Source organism: Desulfonatronum zhilinae (assembly GCF_900182865.1).
Lineage (GTDB): Bacteria > Desulfobacterota > Desulfovibrionia > Desulfovibrionales > Desulfonatronaceae > Desulfonatronum > Desulfonatronum lacustre.
In genome coordinates, this window is record NZ_FXUJ01000003.1 from 192,828 (window position 1) to 212,766 (window position 19,939).

Here is a 19,939-nt window from a genome sequence, read left to right on the forward strand (position 1 = left end):
GCTTGGAGCGGACGGGAAATAGGCTAATCGATGGTTACCTCTCGCAAAATATCCAGGCTGTCCAGTGCTTTGCCCGAGCCCAGCACCACCGCGGAAAGCGGGTCGTCGACAACGGTGATGGGCAACGAGGTCTCTTCGCGCAGCAGGTTGTCCAGCCCGCGGAGCAGGGCGCCGCCTCCGGTCAAAACAATGCCGCGGTCGACGATGTCCGCGGCAAGCTCGGGAGGGGTCTGCTCAAGGGCGATGCGCACCGCCTGGACGATGACGTCCACCTGGTCGGCCAAGGCTTTGCGGACCTCCTCGGACGTGATCAAAATATTCTGGGGAATGCCCGTGACCAGATCCCGTCCCTTGACCTCCATTTCTTCTTCCTTGTCCAGCGGATAGGCCGAGCCGAGGCGCATCTTGATCTGCTCCGCCGAACTTTCTCCGATGAGCATGTTATATTTACGCTTCAGGTGCTGCATGATGGACTCGTCCATCTTGTCCCCGCCCATGCGCACGGACTTGCTGTACACCACGCCGGAGAGAGAAATGACGGCCACTTCGGTGGTACCGCCGCCGATGTCCACGACCATGTTGGAAGTCGGCTCGGTGACGGGCAGGTTGGCGCCGATTGCCGCGGCCATCGGCTCCTCGATCAGGTAGACTTCCCGTGCTCCGGCGCTTTGCGCGGATTCACGCACGGCTCGTTTTTCCACCTGGGTGATGCCCGTGGGCACGCAGACGATGATCCGCGGCCGCACCAGATGACGACGGTTATGAACCTTGGAAATGAAGTGGCGGAGCATGGCCTCGGTGATTTCGAAGTCCGCGATGACCCCATCCTTCATGGGACGAATGGCCTCGATGTTCCCGGGAGTCCTGCCAAGCATCCGTTTGGCCTCGGCACCCACGGCCAAAACCTTGTTCTGGCCGCGGTTGTCCTTCTTCACGGCGACCACGGAGGGTTCGCGGAGCACGATGCCCTTGCCCTTGACGTAGACGCAGGTGTTGGCGGTGCCCAAATCAATCGCCAGATCGCTGGAAAACGGACCCAGCAGGATATCCAGAATTCTCGACATAGACCCTCGCTTGGGGATAATATAGGATGACGTCGCGACGAGCGCGCAAAGTCAGAGAATCTAGCAAATATGGTGGGTGCAAGCAAGGCGGCGAGTCGGCTTCGCGCCCTCCCCGCGAAATCTTCCCAAATCGATCCCGCTGTGCTCTCCTTCCGCTACAACTCCCTTTCCGCCTATTTACGGACAAAATACGGCGTCCGAGTGCGGAAAATTCCCCTGGACGCCGGTTCCACCTGCCCGAACCGAGACGGTCTTCTTTCCCGAAGCGGTTGCCTGTTCTGCAATCCATCCGGCTCGGGCACCGGCCTGTTTGATCGCGGCTTGTCCCTGGCCGAGCAATGGGTTTCCTTGACCCGGCGCTTGGGGCAAAAATACAAGACGGACGCTTTTTGGGCCTATCTGCAATCCTTTTCCAACACGTATGGTCCGTTGAGCCGGGTCCGGCGGTTGATGGACGAGTTGGCCGACCTGCCCGGAGTTCGTCTGGTCGGCCTGGGAACCCGTCCGGATTGTTTGGATGATGAAAAACTGCGATGCATCGCGGACTGTGGCTTTGCCGAAGTCTGGCTGGACATCGGGCTGCAATCCGCCAATGATCGAACCTTACGGCGCATCAATCGCGGCCACGACTTTGCCTGCTTCGCCCGGTGCGTGGGCCGGGCCCATGCCCGGGGGCTGTCGGTCTGCGCCCACGTCATACATGGGCTGCCCGGGGAAAACGATGTCGATTTTTTGGAAACCATCCGCCAGGTGAATCGATTGCCAGTCGCGGGCATCAAGTTTCACAATCTTTTCGTGGCCGCGGGCAGCTCACTGGAGACGATCTGGCGAAACGGCGGCTACATCCCGCCGACAAAAGATGCCTACGTTCAGTCCGTGATCGCGGGGCTGGAACTGCTCAGACCGGACATCATCGTGCATCGTCTGAACGCGGACCCTTTGTCCGACGAACTCCTGGCTCCGCAATGGGCCGGGGACAAGCGGGACGTCCTGGATACGCTGCGCCGACGCATGGAATCCGAGGACGCGCGGCAAGGTCGGAACTTTCCGAGTTCCTGACGGGCGAGACTTTTGCGACAAGGAGAATTCATCATGCCAACACGGGACAGCATCCGGGTCGATCCGTTTTTTCTTAATCTGACGTGGCGGGGGGACCGTCTGGAATCCATATCCCTGGAATGGTCGGAGAGGTCGGGTGCCGGGCCGCGATCCGCCTTGACCACCCCTTGGGCCGAGCCGTTCCGGAACAGTCTGGCCCGCTACCTGGCCAAGGAGGAGCCGGCTTGGCCGGAAGTTCCGCTGGCCGGAGACGGTTTGAGCGACTTCGCCTGGAAGGTTTTACGGCGCTTGCGCGCCTTGCCGACCGGAGCTTGGCTCAGCTACGGCCGATTGGCGGCGGAATGCGGGCATCCCAAGGCCGCCAGGGCCGTAGGGCGAGTCATGGCCCGTAACCCGTGGCCCTTGCTGTTTCCCTGCCACAGGGTGCTGGGACGCTCCGGCCAATTGACGGGCTTTGGCCCCGGTTTGGATATGAAACACTACCTGCTGGCCCACGAAGGTATTCCCCATGCTCCGGTGAGCCGGGCTGCCTTGTAATCAGAAACCAACAGATACTGGAGGATTCATGCGTTTTTTCATTCTGGGCGGAACCGGTTTCGTCGGCAAGCATTTGATCAACTCGTTATTGCAACAAGGTCATGACGTGGAAGTCCTGGGACGAAGTGCGAAAAGCTTGGAACGAATCCCTTCCGAATGCCGGACCGTCATTGGCGACCCGATGCGGCCCGGAGACTGGCAGGGCCGGGCCGGCCAGGCGGACGTGGTGATCAACCTGGTTGGCCGGTCGATCATGACCCGCTGGAACGACATGACCAAAAAGGAGATTCTGGAATCCAGGGTTCAGTCCACGCGCATGGCCGTGCAGGCACTGGCCGGAGATCACGGCAAGGGCACGGTTCTGATCAACGCCAACGCCGTAGGGTACTACCCGTTGGACTCCAAAGCCGAGTATGCCGAGGACGGGCCGCGAGGCACGGGATTTCTGGCCGATGTGGCTCAGGCATGGCAAGAAGAAGCGGAAAAGGCCCGCGGGTTCGGGGTCCGGGTGGTCATTGCCCGGTTCGGGACCGTGCTGGGACCGGACGGCGGCGCCATGGCCCAGCTGCTTCCGATTTTCCGCAAGGGCCTGGGCGGGCGCCTGGGTAGCGGAGAGCAGTGGTTCCCGTGGATTCACGTGCTTGATCTGTGCCGGGCCTTGGAGTTCATGGCCCGGCACGACGAGTTGGACGGTCCGGTGAACTGCTGCGCGCCCCAGGCCGCCACGAATACCTATTTTACAAGGGCGCTGGGAGGGCTATTGCGTCGGCCGACGATTTTCCCGGTTCCGGCTTTCGCCGTGAAACTAGCCATGGGAGAGGTCGCCCAGGTCGTGTTGCAAGGGGCAAAAATCGTTCCCAAGGTCCTGACCGACGCCGGATTTGATTTTCGATTCGGCATGTTGGAGGGAGCTTTGAAGGACATCCTCGCCCAGAAGCAAACTCAGGCGGAGTCCAAGTGAGCCGATCGGTCTGGACGGAATCCTTCCGGGTGCGGACCAGCGAGGCGGACATGTTCGGCCTGGCTCGCCTGGACGCCCTGTTCGGTTGTTTTCAGGAGGCTGCCGGGCATCACGCCCGGGATCTCGGCGTGGGTCGGGAACACCTGGACGCGCAAGGATGCTTCTGGGTGCTTTCGCGCTGCTGGATGCGCATCCGGCGGTATCCGGCCTGGGGACAAGAACTTGTGGTCCGCACTTGGCCTCAGGGGGTGCACCGGCTTTTCGCGCTGCGCCACTTTCGCCTTCTGGATCCGGGTGGCGAAGAATTCGGCTCGGGCATTTCTGCCTGGGTGATTCTGGATGCGGCAAAGCATCGACCGGTCCGTCCAGGTCCGTTTCTGGAGCACCTCGTCCTGCCCGACGAGCCGGACGTGGAGGGTGACGTCTTGGGAAAACAATCCGCCGTTTCCGATGTGTCGGAACTGTGCCGGGTGGTCGTGCCGTACAGCGACCTGGACGTCAACCGGCATGTCAACAACGCGGCCTACGTGCGCTGGATTCTGGACAGTTTCGATCAAGAGCACCATGAACGCCACCAACTCCGCTCCATCCGCATCGACTATCTCGCCGAAACCTTGCTTGGCGAAACCATTTCGATACAAAGCCACAGTGATTTTGAAAACAATGCCCAAGCTGTCGTCGGTCTGCGCGAGACGGAGGGTGCACCCCTGGCTTCATCAACGCTACCTCCTGTTTTTCAAGCCAAAGTTGTCTGGGGTGAGCGAGCTCCCTGCTTCAGGCAATGATCTCAGGAATCGAGACAACCAACTTCATTCAGTCGATCTATACGCCGATCCGTAACCCAAGGCGTTGCTGGCCATTTCAAAAACTGGCCCAGCAACTCCATCGAGATATGCAACTCATCGGTTATGGGCGTTACAAACGGCTTTTCATCGTCGACCTTACCCAAGTAAACACAAAATGAATCCTCTTCGAACTCCAAGTCCGGGCCTGTGAAATTCTGACAGAAATCGACCCAGACAACGACGTCGTCGTGTTGCATTCGCGCGAAGTAGGATGCCAGTTTCTCGGAGTAGTCAAAAAGTTGGTATTCGAAGAACACGTCAAGAATTTCACCGCCTTCACCCAAATGCAAAAGTGTCGGCAGCTGAAAAACCCGTTCATCGACATGCAACCGACGCTGCGAAACTTTTATATGCATACCCTCCTGAACTACGGGGTACCCCCAAAGCAGGGCGAGCTCAGATCGCAAGCTGCTCAACGTCTGCTTTAAATCACCCTCTTGCTCGACTAAGGTGGGCTCGACGCTGAGAAGGCCGCGGCCCAGACCAAATAAGGGCACTTCGAAGCCGAGCAATGAAAGGACGGTTGGGGCAATGTCCAGGGTCGTCCCCGGTTTGTCGATCGTCGTTCCGTTTCCGTGATCTGCATCAATAACCATGAACATGTTTTTCCGGTTCCCCTGATCCAAAAGATGGGTGGCTGTATTGCCCATGGCCAGATGATCCGAGGCGATGACGATCAGCGTGTTTTCCCAATGGGGAGAGCGCATCACGTCGCGGACGAATTTGGAAAGCAGATAGTCCGAGCATTTTACGGCATTGAGTACGGGGTTGTCGCCGGTCTGGTAGCGCATGCCGTCGCATTTCCTGGAAAGATGGCCCCTGGGATGATGGGTGTCCATGGTCAGAAGGACCAGGGCGAACGGACTGGACGCCTGGGACAGTTGTTCAAAGCGTTTAAAGGCATATTCCAGCAACACGTCGTCATACAGTCCCCACTCGTTCACGTAAGCCGGATCTTCCAACATGCTTTGCAGTTCGGATTTGCCCATAATTTCCGAGAATCCGTGGGTGGCATAAAACTTGCCTTTTCCGGCAAATTCCAGATCTGCTCCTCCAAGAAAGGTCAGAGCGTATCCCTGGGCTTGCAGCACGTCGCCCAGACAGGTTGCGCCGGGCAAAAATCGATCAATGCCGGACATGGAATTTCCCCCGGAAGCTGTAACCAACGGGATGCCGCACTGGCTGGCGACCATGCCGGCAATCGTCCAATGAGTGCCGCTGATCTGTTCCACCCCAGTGAAAGACAGGGCTTCTTGCTCCATCTCCCGGAGCCCCTGAATCAACCCGGGAAACAGGGACTCGTCGAAGTAGGTCCGTTCCAGGCTTTCGGCGTAAATGTAGACAAGGTTTTTTGGCTGCCCTGTCCCCGGGGCAATATGTGGTACATGGTAGAGGTCGGAAAAACGGTTTTTGTCCGAAGTCTGCTTCAGAGGCTGGGTCGCCAGCCTGGAAATGTCCTGGATGCCTGGATTGACCAGGAACGCTGCGCCCAGCATCAGGGGAGCGGTCCAGCTTCTGGGATGTGCTGTTTTGCCCGGAATCGGCCGGAGCCTCCAGGCCGAGAGAAAGCCTACCGCGGTTGCGAGAGAAAGCATGGCCATCCCGGCGTATACGCTGCCGGAGTATTCCCCGAAGCCGGCTCCGGCCAGACCGAACCGGAGGTGATAGGTCACGGACTCATCGATCCCCACCGTGGTGAAGGAGTCGGCAATCAGAAAAACGCCTGTAGCCAGAATCAGACAGAAGCCGCTGAGCCCGAATCCGTAGCGGACCGGACGCACCCGGAGGCATCCGGAGAGCAGCCGTGCACTGATGGCGTAGCAAACCAGGGAGAGAAGAATCTGTTGCGCCGGGGTCATGAGTGGGTTGGTGAGGATATCCAGGGAAGGGTCACACTTCGTTTTTCTGGGATCGGTTTACCAGTCCGTTGAAAAACTCCCAATTGCTGCGTCGCTGCAAAAAGTTCAAACTCTCACGTATGAATAAATACGCTTCGACCTTGAACTTTTTTTGCTCCTTGCACTTGGGGTTTTGAACGGACTGCCGGATAAGGACTTTTTCAACACTCAGTTACGGCACCCTGGCAAAGAAACCGCCCTGCGCCCCGCAGGGCTGCCAGGTAGCCAAAAACAGCCAAGGGAAAGGCCATGATCAGGCTGCCAAGAGCCGTGAACAGCAAATCATCGCCCACGTCCCAGGCTTGCGGGGCGAGAGAAGAGGCTGCGAACACCGGAAGGCTCTGAAAACAGGCTTCACCCAGGGCGTGGAAGCTCCAGTAGAGCGGGACGATGGTCAGGGGGTTGCAGACCCAGGACGCGGCCAGGGCAGTGCAGACATTCCCGCGCAACAGGATGCAGCCGGCAACGATGAGCGCGGTCTGCACGCCGAAGGTCGGGGTCAGGCCGATGAACAGGCCCACGGCCACACCCCGGGCCAGGGCTTCGGGATCAGGCCGCAGCGCACCGCTTTGGTTCAGGAGCCTGGTGGCCCGGGGATGCCGAGCCAGCCAGCCCTGAAACCGGACGGAAACGTTCGGTTGTCGAATCCGCTCAGAGAGGCGTTGGGAAAAGCTGATCGTGAAAGCAGTCATCAATATTCCTTTTCTCTCCTTATTTTGCCTTCAGCAACAGACTTGTCGCCAGTCGGGCCGCTGACCGATGACGCAGCCGCAACAGGGAGCTTGACGGGACTGGAGTGGCGCTCCGCTGCAGGTCGTCGTCCGATTGTGTCGATAGAGCGTTGGCCAGGGCCACGGCCACGGCTGCCAGATAGGGCGAGGACTGCATGACCAGTACGGCCATCCATAAATTGACATCCCCGTCCGCGAATCCACGGCTGAGGGCCAGCCCGCCGGCCGCCATCCAGAGCAGGAGTGCCAGGAGCGCCTCCTGGCGGACCATGGACAGTCCCCGGAGCAGACCGGACGCCGTCTCGCTCTTGGGAGTGCGCAGAAACGGCTTGTCCGAGGTTGTCAGTCCCGAAAGCACGGCCTTGCCGATGGTGTGCATCAGGGCGGTTCCGGCCAGGGCCGCGCCCAGAATGCGCGGCAGACCGCAGCGCACCCGGACTTGGTAGAGCCAGATGAACTGTAGCAGGCGGAAGCCGAAAGCGGCCACAACCGGCAGCAGGAAAACGGACATCGGGGTGCCGATCCAGTTCGGGACAAGCAGCATTCCCGAAGCCCAGAAAAGACTGGCCGTGACGCAGATCAGGTGCGCCGCATCCGCGAACCAGGGCAGCCAGCCGGTCAGGAAATGGTACTTCTGGGCGGGGGTCAGGCCGCTGTTCCGGTCCCAGGGCAGCAACCGCCGCCAATGCCGTTTCAATATCTGGACGGCGCCGTAGGCCCACCGGAACCGCTGACTACAGTAGCTGGAAAAGGTGTCCGGGGTCAGTCCCCACCCGAAGCTCTGGGGCACATAGAGGGTCCGGTGACCTGCCGCCATCAACCGCAGACCCAGCTCGGCGTCCTCGCAGATGCACCAGGTCGACCAGCCACCGGCAGTGCGCAGGGCTTCATGGCGGATCAGGGACATGGTGCCGTGCTGAATGATGGCGTTGTCCTCGTTGCGATGAACCATGCCGATCTGGAAAAAACCGGCGTATTCCCAGTTGCACATGGTTTTGAACGTGTTTTTCTCCCATCCGCGATGGTCCTGGGGAGCCTGGACCAGGGCCAGCTCCGGATCCTGGGCAAAAGAGGGCACAAGGGTGCGCAGCCAGTCCGGGCGGACAATGTAGTCGCTGTCCACGATGCCGACTATACCGGTGTCCGGATGGGTGCGGGACAAAGCGAAATTCAGGGCGCCGGCCTTGAACCCCTTGCATTTCCGCAAATGGAAGAACCGGAACCTGTGGCCCCGGGCCCTGCAGAATTCCTGGACCGGACGCCACACAGCGGATGAGGTGGTGTTGTTGTCCACCACCAGCACCTCGAAGTCCGGATAATCCAAGGCATCCAGGCTGCTCAACGTTTCCAGAACCATGCCCACCGGCTCGTTGCAGATGGCCACATGCAAAGAGACTTTGGGCGGAACGGCGAGAGGGTCCACGAACGCTGACGGACCACGAAGGGGTCTTCCCGGGGTCAGCAGCCGTTCCATTTCCAAGCCGTTGGTCAGGACGACCGTGAGCAAGGCCAGATTCAGCGGGAACAGGCCCAGCCAGACGACCAGTTCCAGGCGGGAGAATGCCTCCCCCAGCGGCGCGCCCGCGTACCAGACCAACGTGGCTGCCGCGGCCTGGAGCAGTAGGCCGAAAGGGAGAATCATCATTGCCGAAGCATTGGAACGGCGACGCAGATAAACGGTCAGCATCAGCACGCCTAAAAGTGAGGCCGCGCCACATTCCAGGCCCCATGTCGCGGAGCGGACGATGGGTCCGGTCCAGGCGAACTTGGGCTGGCGGTTCTGGTCGAAGATGCCCCAGTGTCCTCCCACCAAACCTTCCATGGGCTGTTTCCAGGGTTGGTCAAAGGCCTCCATCACATAGTACTCGATGCCGAGCTTTTGAGCCGCGGGCAGGAACTCGCGAAGAAACCCGGCCTGCCTGTCCTGGCCGGGTTTGGCCGGGCCGTTGCGTTCGCCGTGACTGGGCCAGCCCACTTCGGCAACCAGAATCCGTTTGTCGGGAAAGGCGCCCGCCACGTCGGCGTAACGGTCCAGAGCCCACTGCACGGCCATGTCCGCCGGAATATCCTCCCAGTAGGGCAGGATATGGACGGCAATGAAGTCCACCTGCGCGGCAAGCTCAGGGTGGTCCATCCAGACATGCCAGGGCTCGGCGGTGCTCAGGGGCTTGGTGGTCCGCTCCCTGGCCTCCCGGAGGTAGCGTCCCAGTTCCGCCACGGTCAGATCCCCGCGCAACAGGCTTTCGTTGCCCAGGATCAACTGTTTCACATTGGCGTGGGCCTCGGCGTTGCGCAGCAGATTGCGAAGTTCCAGAACATTGTTTGATCGGTTTGCATCCAGCCAGGCCCCGGCGGTGACAGCCAGCCCAAATTCCGCGGCCAGGGCCGGGATCTGTTCCAGGCCATTGGTGGAACCGTAGGAGCGAATCTCCCGGACCTTTCCCTGGAGCAGCCGAAGGTCGGCGCGCAGATCCTGGGCACTGGGGTGGATGTCGAGAAACGGGTCCTGCCCTGACTGGTAGGGGCTGAAGGATACGCCATGAATTGGCCCCAGCCAGTCCTGCTGCTGAGTGATCGGGCGGTTGAAAAACCACCAGATTCCAGAATGAATGGCCAGAATGGTCAAGATGACTGCCAGATTCGTCGTGGCCTGGCCTGCTGGCAAATAGGATTTGGGCATGTGAAATGCTCGCTCGCATCCAGAGAGGACGCGCGACATAGAGGAATGGGCGTGCGCCTGGGAAAAAGCAGCGAAAAGAGACGGAGGCTCCGTCGATGTCCGGGTGCGACGGGATGTCTAGGGGGAGGAAAGGTCGTTGATGATCTTGTTCGAGCGGACGTGGTGGTCGCCTGACTGCGAGAATATCAGAATCATCACGGAGTGATGGTGATGCCCGGTGGGTTGGGCAGTGATGCGGAGCTGAGCGGGGTTGACAGGCATGGCCGAAGCTACCTTAGTGGTTGGGTAAGTGGAATTGCGGCTGAGCCATTGAGACTTTTTTCAGCGGATGTCAAGAGCTGGTCACGATTCGCGGCAAAGAGGAAGGGAGTCCGTCTAGCGACTGAAGAGCCCGGCGGCCAAGCCGACGAAAAAGTGCCTGGCGTTGGTTCCAAGGGAGCGGATGCGGTAGCCGCCCTCCTGGACCACCAGGGTCGGCAGGCGCAGTTCGCCGATCATCCGGCCGTTGCGCTCGAAATCCCTGGCCGTCAGCCCCCAGGTCCCGGTGGGATCGCCCTTGGCCGGATCCAGTCCAAAGGCGATCACCAAGGTCCGGGGGGCGAACTTGCTGATCCGACGCAGAGCCGCGGAAAGGGCCTCGCGGTACTCCTCGCCGCCGAGCGTTTCCGGCAGGGCAAAGTTCAGATTGAAGCCGACGCCCGGTCCTGCTCCTTTTTCCTCTTCATATCCGCTGAAATACGGGTAGGCGAAGCGGGGGTGTCCGTGCAGGGAAACGGTGAGCACGTCCGGGCGATGGAAGAAGATGTCCTGGGTGCCGTTGCCGTGATGGTAGTCGATGTCCAGCACAGCCACCCGACCGTGTCGGCTCAGGCTCTGAGCGGCTACGGCGGCGGAATTGAAATAGCAGAACCCTCCGAAAACTCGACGTTCCGCATGGTGTCCCGGAGGCCGCACCAGGGCGTAGGCGGCGCGGTAGCCCTCGCGCAGGGCCTGGGCCGTTGTCAGGGCGCAATCCACGGCCCGTTTAGCCGCCAGAAAGGCGTTACGATTGATGGGCGTGAAGGTGTCGATGCAGAAATATCCGGCCCGAACCGGCAGCTCCTTGGGCGGTTTGGCCTGGTTGCGGATCGGAAACACGTAGGGGTAGACCGACTCGCCCGGCTTGAGCCGCGCCGAGGCCCGTTTCAAATACTCCACCAGTTTCCGGTCGTGGACGGCCAGGATGTGCTCCTCGCCGAAGTGCCGCACGTTGATGCGCTGAAACAGTCCCGAAGGTTCGATTTTTTTGAGAATCGACTCGATACGCACCGGCGCTTCCACGTATCCCCGTTCATGGACGTGATGGATGTCGTGCCGATCGTTGACCACCAGGGCGATGCTTTTGTCCTGTTGCAGCACGGCCCCTTCCGGCCACGTCGGTGATGCTGGCCGATCCACATCCGCCGCGACGTATCGCGGATCGCGGATGCGCACCGGATCGTCCTCGAAAGATGCCACGACCATGTCCACGTATCCCGGCGGACAGCTTGCGGCGTATTTGCGCTCCAGGATGGCCTGGACAATCTTTCGCGCGTCCCGGCGGCGCAATGGCTTATTCCGGCCCAGGAGGTCGACCACCAGATACGGCGGACAGGTGTCCTCGGGTTTGAGGGGCGTCTCATAAGCCGTGCCCACGATGGGCCTGGCCCCGAAGCGTTCGTAAAAACGCAATCGGGCTTTGTTCTGGCGCACGATGGCCGGATCGGCGCACAAGGCCGGATCATCGGGCAGGCACTCGAAGAACACTCCCGTCAACTCCAAGGCTTTGGCCTCTTCCCGGACCCTGGCGTACAGCGCCCCGCCCACGCCCGCTCCGGTCTGCATGGTGGCCGCGGACATGAAATCCAGGTACCCGAAGCGCAGATCCGGGGCGTGCATGAACAGGGCAAAGCCCTTCAGTCGATTGTCCGATCCCTCCGCGGCGAAAAGGATGGTCCGAAAACGAAATTTCAGCGGATTGAGTAATTGCTCCGGCAATTTGGCCACGTCCTCGGGCCCAAGCAACGGAAACTGCTCGCGCAGAATTTCCTGGACCTGGGCGATGACCCGGGCGTCGCCCGGCCACGTGGCGTCCTGAACGCGGCGAATGCGGAACATAATCGTCAGCTTCCGTCCTCGAAAACGTAGCTGGAATAGAGGCGGGGATAGACATAGGGCTGGTCCGGGGCCGGGATGATTTCCAGGCGGTCGGCCAGAATCATCGGGATGTCCTCTTCCATGAATCGCGTCGCGCCGATCCGCCCATGAACCCGGACCCAGGAATCATTGGGCGGAAGCGGCTGCTCCGCTTGGACCAGCAGGCCGTAGACCGTGGCGTCGGCCAGACAGCAGGTAATGGAGATCCGGGCCACGGCCAGTTCGTTTTCCGCCATGGTCCCGTCGTGGTACACAAACCCGGTAAATACCACCGCTCGGCCCTGGAAGCGATCCAGGTACGCGGAGATGATCAGCATGGCGTCCAGGAAGTCTGCATCGGTGACACGCAAGGTTTCCCGGGCCAGGAGATCCTCGGTCAGTTCCTGGTAGATTTCGCGGTCGTACCAGATGCCCAGTTCTTCTCGGAGCAGAGCCTGTTCTTCTTCCATGTCCGTTCCCGTCGGCTCGAAATCCATGGCCTGTCCGCTGTCCCAGGGCGTTTCCTCCTGGAAGAACAGATGGTTTTCCGGAGGCAGGCCGGGAATCCGCTCCGGACCAAAGACGCTCGGAGCCGGTGAACGGCTCAGCGCAATGCCTTTCTTTTCAGCCACCCTGCTGTCCAGAATCTGATGCGGCAAAAAAAAGCCAGTAATCAGGACCAGTCCGAACAAGACCGCCATGGCGATCTTGCCGACCGGGGACGGTTCATGGTCGTGGCTGCAACCGCACCGGGCGTCAGCCCCGGCCTTTGGAACCAACAAAACCCATAGACCGTGCAAAGCCATCACCAGGAACGCCGCGGTGGAAAAAATCACGAATGGTTGCATTTTCGGGGCCTGGTAGAGATGGATGGCCCCGCTGAACAACAAAACGGCTTGCAGGGCGGCCAAGCCCAGAAGCAACAAGACTTGGAACACCTCAAAAGAAAGCCCATGCCGTTCATGGTCGCGGTCTGGGCCGGCATCACGGGAGCAGCGCTTCACGGTGGTCATGCTTGGTAATATCTCACTGGACGCCCAGGAAATGCAAGCCCATGACCAAAAGAAAGACGGTCAGGGTTCCACTGAGAATGAACACGGCCACGAACCGGGACGGGAAATAGCCCACGAGCATCGCCGTGTTTTTGAGATCCAGCATGGGGCCGAAGACCAGAAATGCCAGCAGTGAGGGCAGGGTGAAGGCCGCGCCGAAGGATGCCGCCACGAAGGCGTCCGCCGCTGAGCACAGGGACAAGAGGTAGGCCAGGATCATCATCACCACGGTGGAGGACCACGGCGCGGAACCGATGTCCAGGAGCACGGCCTGGTGCAGAAAGGTCTGGAACAGGGAGGCGATCAGCGCACCGAAGATGAAGTAACAGCCCACGGTGAAGAATTCGGACGAGGTGTGCCGGGCGATCTCGTGCCACGTCGCGGCCCGCCGCAGGCTCTTGGGCCCATGGCCGTGGTCCATGGGCAGCTCGCGGGGAAAGTCTTTCTCCAATCTGCCGCGCAGCAGGCAGACCACCGAACCGACAAACAAGGCCGCCACGGCCGACAGAGCCAGACGCAGGATAAGCACGTCCGGATTCAGGCCAAAGGCGAACAGGGTGGACGCCGCCACCACCGGGTTGAGCACCGGCGCGGCCACCAGGAAGACCGCCCCGGCGGCCAACGGCATGCCCTTGCGCACCAGGCTGCGGATCACCGGAATAATGGCGCACTCGCAGATCGGAAACAGAGCACTGAGCAGCACCGCCGGGAGCAGGGACAACCAGGGATTCTCCGGCAGCCAGCGCCGGAAAAAATGCTCCGGAATGAGCACCAGTACCAGGGAGGAAAATAACGCTCCCAGGAGAATGAAGGGAAAGGATTCAAAGACGATGCTCAGAAAGATCATCTTGGCGTGTAACAGGGCGTCGAGCATGGGGCTGGGAGGGTTGTTGGTAAAGGAGAAAAGCGGAATCATCCTGGGAAGTACGGGGATGGCTCAGTATTGGTTGACAAATCGCAACGCCTTCTTTCCGTCATCCGCTTGGTGTAGGGGCGACCGGCCGGTCGCCCCTACGGCTATCGCCCCCTGAACAAAGCCGCGACGGGAATCAAGTCGACGTTGTCCACAGTGGCATAGTCTTCACCCGTGTAGAACAGGACACGTCGGACTTTCAATCCCTTGGGCGAGGAAAACTCATTCAGGTTTCTGACGTCCCTGGCGTCGGGACGGCTGGCGGCCTTGACTTCCACCGCATACAGCACCTCGCCCGCTTCAAATACCAAGCCGATTGCGTGGCTGTCGACGGCAATCACCACATAAGCGTGGAAGCTTCGTCAACTCTTGCTCGGATGGCTTGGGTTAGTGGAACGAGTACAAGAGAAATCAAAGGGTGGACGACGCAATTCCGGAATAGAACCGGATACGCTCGCGCACCACGCTTTGGACTTCCTCAGCGGCCGCTTCCAGCCAAACCAGGGGATTCTCCGCGCTCTCCCGGCGCTGTCCCTGCTGAATCCCCCGAGCCAGGGCGCGCAGGATTTCCGTATGCACGTTGATCTTGCGCACCCCGTGCCGCAGGGCTTGTTGCAACACGGGAACCGGCAAGCGGCTGGCCCCGTGCAGCACCAGGGGGACGGATGTCCTGACGGTCAGTTCGGCCAGCAGGGCGATGCGCTCGGCATATTCGGAATGAGGCAGCCCCTTGGGGACCGAAAAGGCCAGGAAGTCGACTCCGGTCCGCTCCAGAAAATCCAGCACTGGATCCATATCCTTGAATTGGACGAGGAGCGGGCCGTATTCGCCTTCGATCTCGGCCCCGGCTTCATGGGCCAGTTCACAAGCTTCACGGGTCAGGCGGATATTTTCTTCCAGGGCCAGCCCGGAACCGTCGAACATCACCGACGGCAGCCCCAGTTCCAGGGCTTCGCGGATTCCGGCCAAAGACCGCCCGTGGTTCAGATGCACGGTCATGGGCACGTCCGCTCTCCGGGCCACGAACAAGGCGGCTTGGGCCAGAGGACCGAGTTTCCCGTCCCCCAGATCACTCTCATCCAAGGAAACGACGGCGGGCTTGCCCTCCGCCTCCGCCGCAGCCACCACGGCCAGCAGGCTTTCCAGGTTGGAGACGCTGAAACAGCCCACTGCCGCTTTCGGGGGGAGGGCGTTCAGGCATTGGGTGAGATTGCAAAGCGGCATGAGGGGTCTAAATCTGGGCTTGGCCCAGGCCAAAGCGCTCGGCAGTCCAGGCGAAAATTTCGGCAACGTCCTGCTCTGCCTTCCGGGCAAGTCGTATTGTCCAGGACGGCATCAGCAGGACTTTTCAGCATGCGCAAACAGCTCGGCAAAGTGAGCCTGTAAATCGTCCGCGGATGAAAAGGAGGTAAACAGCCCGGATTCAATATCGGCAATACCGACAGCAACGGCTTCACGCAAAGCTTGCAGACGCAAACCTTGTTCCTGTTCACGCCGTTCAACCAAGCGCAGTCCTTCCCGCAGCACCTCGCTGGCGTTTTGATAGCGGCCCGACGTGACGAGCTGTTCCACGAATTGAGTTTGATGGTCTGTCAGGACGACATTCCGTGTTGGCATGGCAACCTCCCGAAAAATGTTGGCGTATTCTGCCAACATGCCGACAAAGTTGCAATGGGGTCGATCTTTTTAAATATCTCTTACTTGATGTGCCACAAGGGAGGGAGACCCTCCCTTGTGGCATGTTCCGCCTAGTGCGGTTACTGCCCAGGAACAGAAGCGATTCTGGGCGAAGGCAGCGACAACGAACTATGCGCTCTCGTACAGCCGGGTGAAGATGAATTCCCGGTGTCCCAGGGCTTCGGCGGCGGTCAGGCGGCCGTTGGCCGTGCGCAGGGTCATGTCAATGAGTTTGTCGCCGGCCTGATCCAGGTTGATCTCCCGGCGCACCAGGCCGGACACGTCCACGTCGAAGTGTTCGCTCATGGTCCGCAGGGTCCGGGGGTTGGCGCAGAGCTTGATCACCGGGAGGATCGGGTTGCCGATGATGTTGCCCTGGCCCGTGGGGAAGTGATGGACCACGAAGCCGGCGGCGGCGCACAGGGTGACCATTTCCGCTGCCGCGGAGGAGGAGTCCATGAACCAGAGGCCGGGGCCGGTGGGCGTTTCGGCCTTGTCCAGGCAGCCGACCACCGGGGCCTTGGTCCCGATCTTCTGGATGTTGCCCAGGGCCTTTTCCTCGATGGTGGTCAGGCCGCCCTCGATGTTGCCCTTGGTGGGCTGGGAGTCGGACAGATCGCTGGTCTTGTTGTCGTCCACGACTTTGGCGTAGCGGTCGAAGTAGAACTGGAACTGTTTGCGCACCTCGTCATTGACGCAGCGCTCCAGCACCAGGTGCTCACCGCCGGTCAGCTCCGTGGTCTCACCGAAGAGCAGGGTCGATCCTTGCTCGTAGAGTTTATCGTAGGCATTGCCCACGGTGGGATTGGTGGCGATGCCGGATGTGGTATCGGACTCACCGCACTTGGTGGAGATCCACAGTTCCTTCACGTCGCACTCGGTGCGCTGGATTTCGCTGGCCCACTGCACGTATTCCATGGCCTTGCGGGACGCGGCGCAGATGGTGTTGAAATCCCCGTTCTGCTCAATGGCGAACCCGGTCACGGGTTTGCCGGTCTTGGCAATGCCTTCCACAACCCGGTTGGTCCACTGGGGCTCGATGCCGATGACCACCACGGCGGCCACGTTGGGGTTGGAGCCGGTGCCGATCAGGGTGCGGAAATGCAGCTCCAGATCCTCGCCGAACTGCAACCGTCCATAGGCGTGGGGTAGGGCCAGTGTGCCCTTGACATTGTTGCCCACGGCCTCGCAGGCCGAGTTGGACAGGTCGTCCAGGGGCAGGATGATCACATGGTTGCGCACTCCCACGCGGCCGTTTTCACGACGATATCCGAGAAACTTGGTCTCCATGACTTACCACCTTTTGGTTTTGATGTTGTGAACGTGGGCATGTTCGCCTTTCTTGATGGGCGCGACCACTTTCCCGATATCCGTGTTGTACTTGATGACCGTGTCGCCCGCGGCGAAATCCTTCAGGGCCAGCTTGTGGCCGATGGGAATGTCGTTGAGGACCTTTGTCTTGACGGTTTGGTCTTCCTTCATCACCCAGCCGGTAATCTCCTGACCGGCCTTCACTCCCTCCACCACAACGACGCCCACGCCGTCTGCGGCCTCGTGCACAAGATAATCGATAGCCATACTGGCCTCCTTCAAGTGGTTGATACGTAATTACCCTGAGCAGGACCTCCATCCTGCCCCCTTGCCGGCCATCCGGCCCAAACCTTACCATAATGTTCCAACGCCCCACTCTCTCCGGTGAGGCCGCGTCGTCGAGCGACGCCCTTGGTCAGATCCCGGGCTTGACCAAGGAAATATCGTAACTGCTCAAAAAAGCGGGGCATAATATGAAAGTTCCCTTGCTCCCTGGATTCCCGCCTGCGCGGGAATGACTTGGAGAGACACGTTTTGCCAAGCTCATCATGCCCGCGCAGGCGGGCATCCAGGCCAAGCTCGCCACAAGTTTTTGAGCAGTTACGAAATATCAACCGTCCCGCGTGTGCAGACTGACCGTAGAGAATCGCATCTCAACCAGGTCGACCATCAGCAGGTTCCCGCGCAAGGCGGAGGGAATCCCGAGCAGGATGTGAATCAACTCCGTGGCTTGCAGAGATGCGGCCAGGGCCACCGTGGAGCAGGGATTGCCCTGAAGCTGTTCCGCCGAAGGCCCGGCACCGTTGCTCATGAACTCGCCCAGCCCCGGCTCTCCGGGCCACGCGCTGCCCACCAGCACGTTCCAGCCGGAGACAGCCGCGGAAACCAGGGGGATTCCGGCCTGGGCGGCCATGGTTTGCAGGCCGCGGCGATGCAACGCTCCTCCCAGACAATCGGCCACGACCTGAGCCCCGTGCAGCCGATCCAGGATCACTTCCTCGGCCACGGCCGTCACTTCGACCAGGGGATTGATCTCACCGGCCCGGGCCTGGGCCGCCTGGGCCTTGGAACGGCCCATGGCTCGCGTGGTGGCCAAGAGCTGGCGGTTGGCGTTGCTCGGTTCAAAGACGTCCGGATCGCAGGCCGTGATCCGGCCCACTCCGGTCCGGACCAAGGACTCCAGGACGTGCCCGCCAAGTCCGCCGCATCCGACCAAAACCACGTGCGCCCGGGCCAGGATGGCCTGATCCGAAGGACTCAGGCACTGGCCGTTGCGCTGGTAGCGCAGGGGCATTTCGCCGTGCTCCAGGGCCAGCAACACCTCCTGGCGAATCGTTCGACCGGACTCACGAGCACGCTCCAGAATCTCGCTGTCAGTAAGATGGGTTTGCGCCGAGGGCTGGGTCATAAGATCACCTCCGCCCTTCCGTGGGCCGATAGAAATAGGTGGTATTGGCGTTGGGCACCACGGCGATACGCGGACGTCCGTTCTCTGGGTACGTCGCCAGCCATGCGTCCAGGGTGGCTTGTGCATCTCCCTTGGTCAGATGGCACTGGGCCAGGGATCGGGCATCCATTTCCGAATCCACCACCACGGTGAACCTGGTCAGGGTCCGGCTGAACAGAAACGCTTTGTGCGCGCCCATCCGAAACCCCTGCTCCGCGAACTCCTGCATCTGTTCCACCGGACACGAAAACCGCCGGACATAGTTCTCGTAGTGCGGATCACCCACCCCTTGGCCGCAGGCCGCCAGAAGCAGGATTTTTCCGCCCTCTTCCGCGCACTGGGAAGCCATGTTCAATCCTTTCTGGGCCTGATACAGACAGATATCCTTGGGATCTCCGCCACAGGAGGCGATGACCATCTCAAAGGGCCGGTCCAAAGGCAGGCCGTAAACCTGCTCCGTAACCGCGGCTCCGGCCCGCAGCGCGGCCTCCGGCTCGCCCACGAACAAGCCCACGGCCTGTTTGCCCGGATTCAGGCAGACGTTCACGGCCAAATCAATGTCGATCATCCGCCCGGCCTCGTTCAAATCCAACCGGGTCGGATTGTCCGCGATGTTCCCGACCCGGGCCGCGGGATCGGCCATCAGGGAATGGTTGCGCTCGATCATGGCCTTGGATGCGCAGCCGATGGTGATGCCCTTGGAGCCGCCGGTCATGCCCTGGAACTGGTGCGGATCCACCATGCCCACCACGATCTTCAGATCCGCCTCGCCGATGGCCGCGTTGACCTCCACCGGCGTCCCCCGTGAGGTCGTCCCGAAGGAGGTCATGGGCGAGGTCAGGGCATCGTGGGCCACGACGGCGCAGCCGTGCAGGTCATCCGGCAGGATGCGGGCCATCTGGGCCGCGTCCGGGGCCGGATGCAGCCCGCCGCCCACCACCACGGCAACCTTCTCCGGACGCAGCTCCGGCCACGCCCGGAAAATGCGCTTGAGCAGCACCGGAAGCAGTCGTTTCAACGGCGCGGGCCGGGTCTCATCCGGAACGGCTATGGCCACACTTGAGGGCATGGACCGTTGCTCCAGGGGCAGGGCGTCCATTGGGGCGTCCAAGGCTTCATGCAGGGCTCCGGACAAATCCCCGATGACCGGCAGATCCCTGGGCGTCATCACCACCACCTCGACCCGGTCCGGCAGGCGAAGCATTCTGGTTCCTTTTCCATACTTGAGCAGAATTTCCATGATCTCATCCGCCGCAAATGAACGGGCAAAGCGAAACCGAAGCCTTGTCCGGAAGTCTGGTTTGCAATGTGGCCATGTGACCGTTGACAAAGGCGAACATCACCTGATCCTCACGCAGTCCCAACAACTGAATCAGCTCCGCCAGGGTGCAGTTCTCCGGAACTGGATACGCTTCCGGATTCGCCGGTGCATGTTCCGCCAGAATGGACTCCAGCCGCACCCTGACCGTCACCTCCGCCTCCCCGGCTCGTCCTGTTCCTTGACCCGTATCGCCCATCATTTTTTTCCCTTCGCGAGGGCGCACTTCGTACGCCCCCGCGCCTTCTGGCTCCTGAATACTGGCTCCTGAATACTGGCTCCTGAATACTAA

The 19,939-nt window shown here is 60.8% G+C and carries 20 protein-coding genes; 4 read left to right on the top strand and 16 right to left on the bottom strand.

The genetic code is table 11. The annotated features are described in order from the left end of the window. Positions 1–23 precede the first annotated feature (23 nt). Positions 24–1,064, bottom strand: a complete 1,041-nt coding sequence (locus AC559A_RS04555; RefSeq protein WP_028572778.1) for a rod shape-determining protein — start codon at positions 1,062–1,064, stop codon at positions 24–26. A gap of 141 nt (positions 1,065–1,205) precedes the next feature. Between AC559A_RS04555 and mnmL the strand changes: the two genes are divergently transcribed. From mnmL to AC559A_RS04575, 4 genes are read left to right on the top strand one after another with little or no spacing between them, the layout of a single operon-like run. Continuing rightward, positions 1,206–2,123 carry a tRNA modification radical SAM protein MnmL/YtqA gene (gene mnmL, locus AC559A_RS04560; RefSeq protein WP_498816494.1) on the top strand — a complete coding sequence of 306 codons (918 nt, stop codon included), beginning with the start codon at positions 1,206–1,208 and terminating at the stop codon, positions 2,121–2,123. 33 nt (positions 2,124–2,156) lie between these two features. Then, positions 2,157–2,660: a methylated-DNA--[protein]-cysteine S-methyltransferase gene (locus AC559A_RS04565; RefSeq protein WP_498816495.1), complete on the top strand. Its 504-nt coding sequence runs from the start codon at positions 2,157–2,159 to the stop codon at positions 2,658–2,660. Between the two features lie 28 nt (positions 2,661–2,688). Continuing rightward, positions 2,689–3,621 carry a TIGR01777 family oxidoreductase gene (locus AC559A_RS04570; RefSeq protein WP_498816497.1) on the top strand — a complete coding sequence of 311 codons (933 nt, stop codon included), beginning with the start codon at positions 2,689–2,691 and terminating at the stop codon, positions 3,619–3,621. Then, a complete protein-coding gene (locus AC559A_RS04575; protein ID WP_051434663.1) occupies positions 3,618–4,406 on the top strand; it encodes an acyl-[acyl-carrier-protein] thioesterase in 789 nt (262 codons plus the stop codon). Before AC559A_RS04570 ends, AC559A_RS04575 begins: the two co-directional genes overlap by 4 nt. 2 nt (positions 4,407–4,408) lie before the next feature. Here the strand turns inward: AC559A_RS04575 and AC559A_RS04580 are convergent, their stop codons facing one another. The 15 genes from AC559A_RS04580 to AC559A_RS04650 form a co-directional block, all read right to left on the bottom strand. Beyond that, positions 4,409–6,325: a sulfatase-like hydrolase/transferase gene (locus tag AC559A_RS04580; RefSeq protein ID WP_498816498.1), complete on the bottom strand. Its 1,917-nt coding sequence runs from the start codon at positions 6,323–6,325 to the stop codon at positions 4,409–4,411. A gap of 200 nt (positions 6,326–6,525) precedes the next feature. After that, positions 6,526–7,056 (bottom strand): DUF2062 domain-containing protein, encoded by a 531-nt coding sequence (locus AC559A_RS04585; RefSeq protein WP_498816499.1) that lies wholly within the window; start codon positions 7,054–7,056, stop codon positions 6,526–6,528. A 19-nt stretch (positions 7,057–7,075) separates the two neighbouring features. Continuing rightward, entirely contained in the window at positions 7,076–9,775 is a 2,700-nt protein-coding gene (locus AC559A_RS04590) for a glycosyltransferase (RefSeq protein WP_498816501.1), read from the bottom strand. Between the two features lie 117 nt (positions 9,776–9,892). Then, positions 9,893–10,036 carry a hypothetical protein gene (locus AC559A_RS04595; RefSeq protein ID WP_156932960.1) on the bottom strand — a complete coding sequence of 48 codons (144 nt, stop codon included), beginning with the start codon at positions 10,034–10,036 and terminating at the stop codon, positions 9,893–9,895. Between the two features lie 114 nt (positions 10,037–10,150). Continuing rightward, positions 10,151–11,911 (bottom strand): acetylpolyamine amidohydrolase, encoded by a 1,761-nt coding sequence (locus AC559A_RS04600; protein WP_498816502.1) that lies wholly within the window; start codon positions 11,909–11,911, stop codon positions 10,151–10,153. A 5-nt stretch (positions 11,912–11,916) separates the two neighbouring features. Next, complete coding sequence (locus AC559A_RS04605; protein ID WP_498816504.1) at positions 11,917–12,942, bottom strand: TIGR03943 family putative permease subunit; 1,026 nt, start codon at positions 12,940–12,942, stop codon at positions 11,917–11,919. A gap of 13 nt (positions 12,943–12,955) precedes the next feature. Next, on the bottom strand, positions 12,956–13,897 hold the full coding sequence (locus AC559A_RS04610; RefSeq protein ID WP_498816505.1) for a permease: 942 nt from the start codon (positions 13,895–13,897) through the stop codon (positions 12,956–12,958). 101 nt (positions 13,898–13,998) lie between these two features. Next, positions 13,999–14,238, bottom strand: coding sequence for a DUF4143 domain-containing protein (locus AC559A_RS04615; RefSeq protein ID WP_498816506.1), 240 nt, complete (start codon positions 14,236–14,238; stop codon positions 13,999–14,001). 67 nt (positions 14,239–14,305) lie between these two features. Next, a complete protein-coding gene (locus tag AC559A_RS04620) occupies positions 14,306–15,118 on the bottom strand; it encodes a class II fructose-bisphosphate aldolase (RefSeq protein WP_498816508.1) in 813 nt (270 codons plus the stop codon). A gap of 111 nt (positions 15,119–15,229) precedes the next feature. Continuing rightward, positions 15,230–15,511, bottom strand: a complete 282-nt coding sequence (locus tag AC559A_RS04625) for a type II toxin-antitoxin system ParD family antitoxin (protein WP_028572785.1) — start codon at positions 15,509–15,511, stop codon at positions 15,230–15,232. A gap of 189 nt (positions 15,512–15,700) precedes the next feature. Further along, positions 15,701–16,861, bottom strand: a complete 1,161-nt coding sequence (locus tag AC559A_RS04630; RefSeq protein ID WP_028572786.1) for a UxaA family hydrolase — start codon at positions 16,859–16,861, stop codon at positions 15,701–15,703. A 3-nt stretch (positions 16,862–16,864) separates the two neighbouring features. Beyond that, entirely contained in the window at positions 16,865–17,149 is a 285-nt protein-coding gene (locus AC559A_RS04635) for a UxaA family hydrolase (protein WP_498816509.1), read from the bottom strand. Positions 17,150–17,492: 343 nt separating this feature from the next. Beyond that, positions 17,493–18,290: a HesA/MoeB/ThiF family protein gene (locus AC559A_RS04640; protein ID WP_498816510.1), complete on the bottom strand. Its 798-nt coding sequence runs from the start codon at positions 18,288–18,290 to the stop codon at positions 17,493–17,495. 4 nt (positions 18,291–18,294) lie between these two features. Beyond that, complete coding sequence (larAH5, locus tag AC559A_RS04645) at positions 18,295–19,569, bottom strand: nickel-dependent malate racemase, LarAH5 family (RefSeq protein ID WP_498816512.1); 1,275 nt, start codon at positions 19,567–19,569, stop codon at positions 18,295–18,297. Positions 19,570–19,573: 4 nt separating this feature from the next. After that, positions 19,574–19,849, bottom strand: a complete 276-nt coding sequence (locus AC559A_RS04650) for a MoaD/ThiS family protein (RefSeq protein WP_051434668.1) — start codon at positions 19,847–19,849, stop codon at positions 19,574–19,576. Positions 19,850–19,939 lie beyond the last annotated feature (90 nt).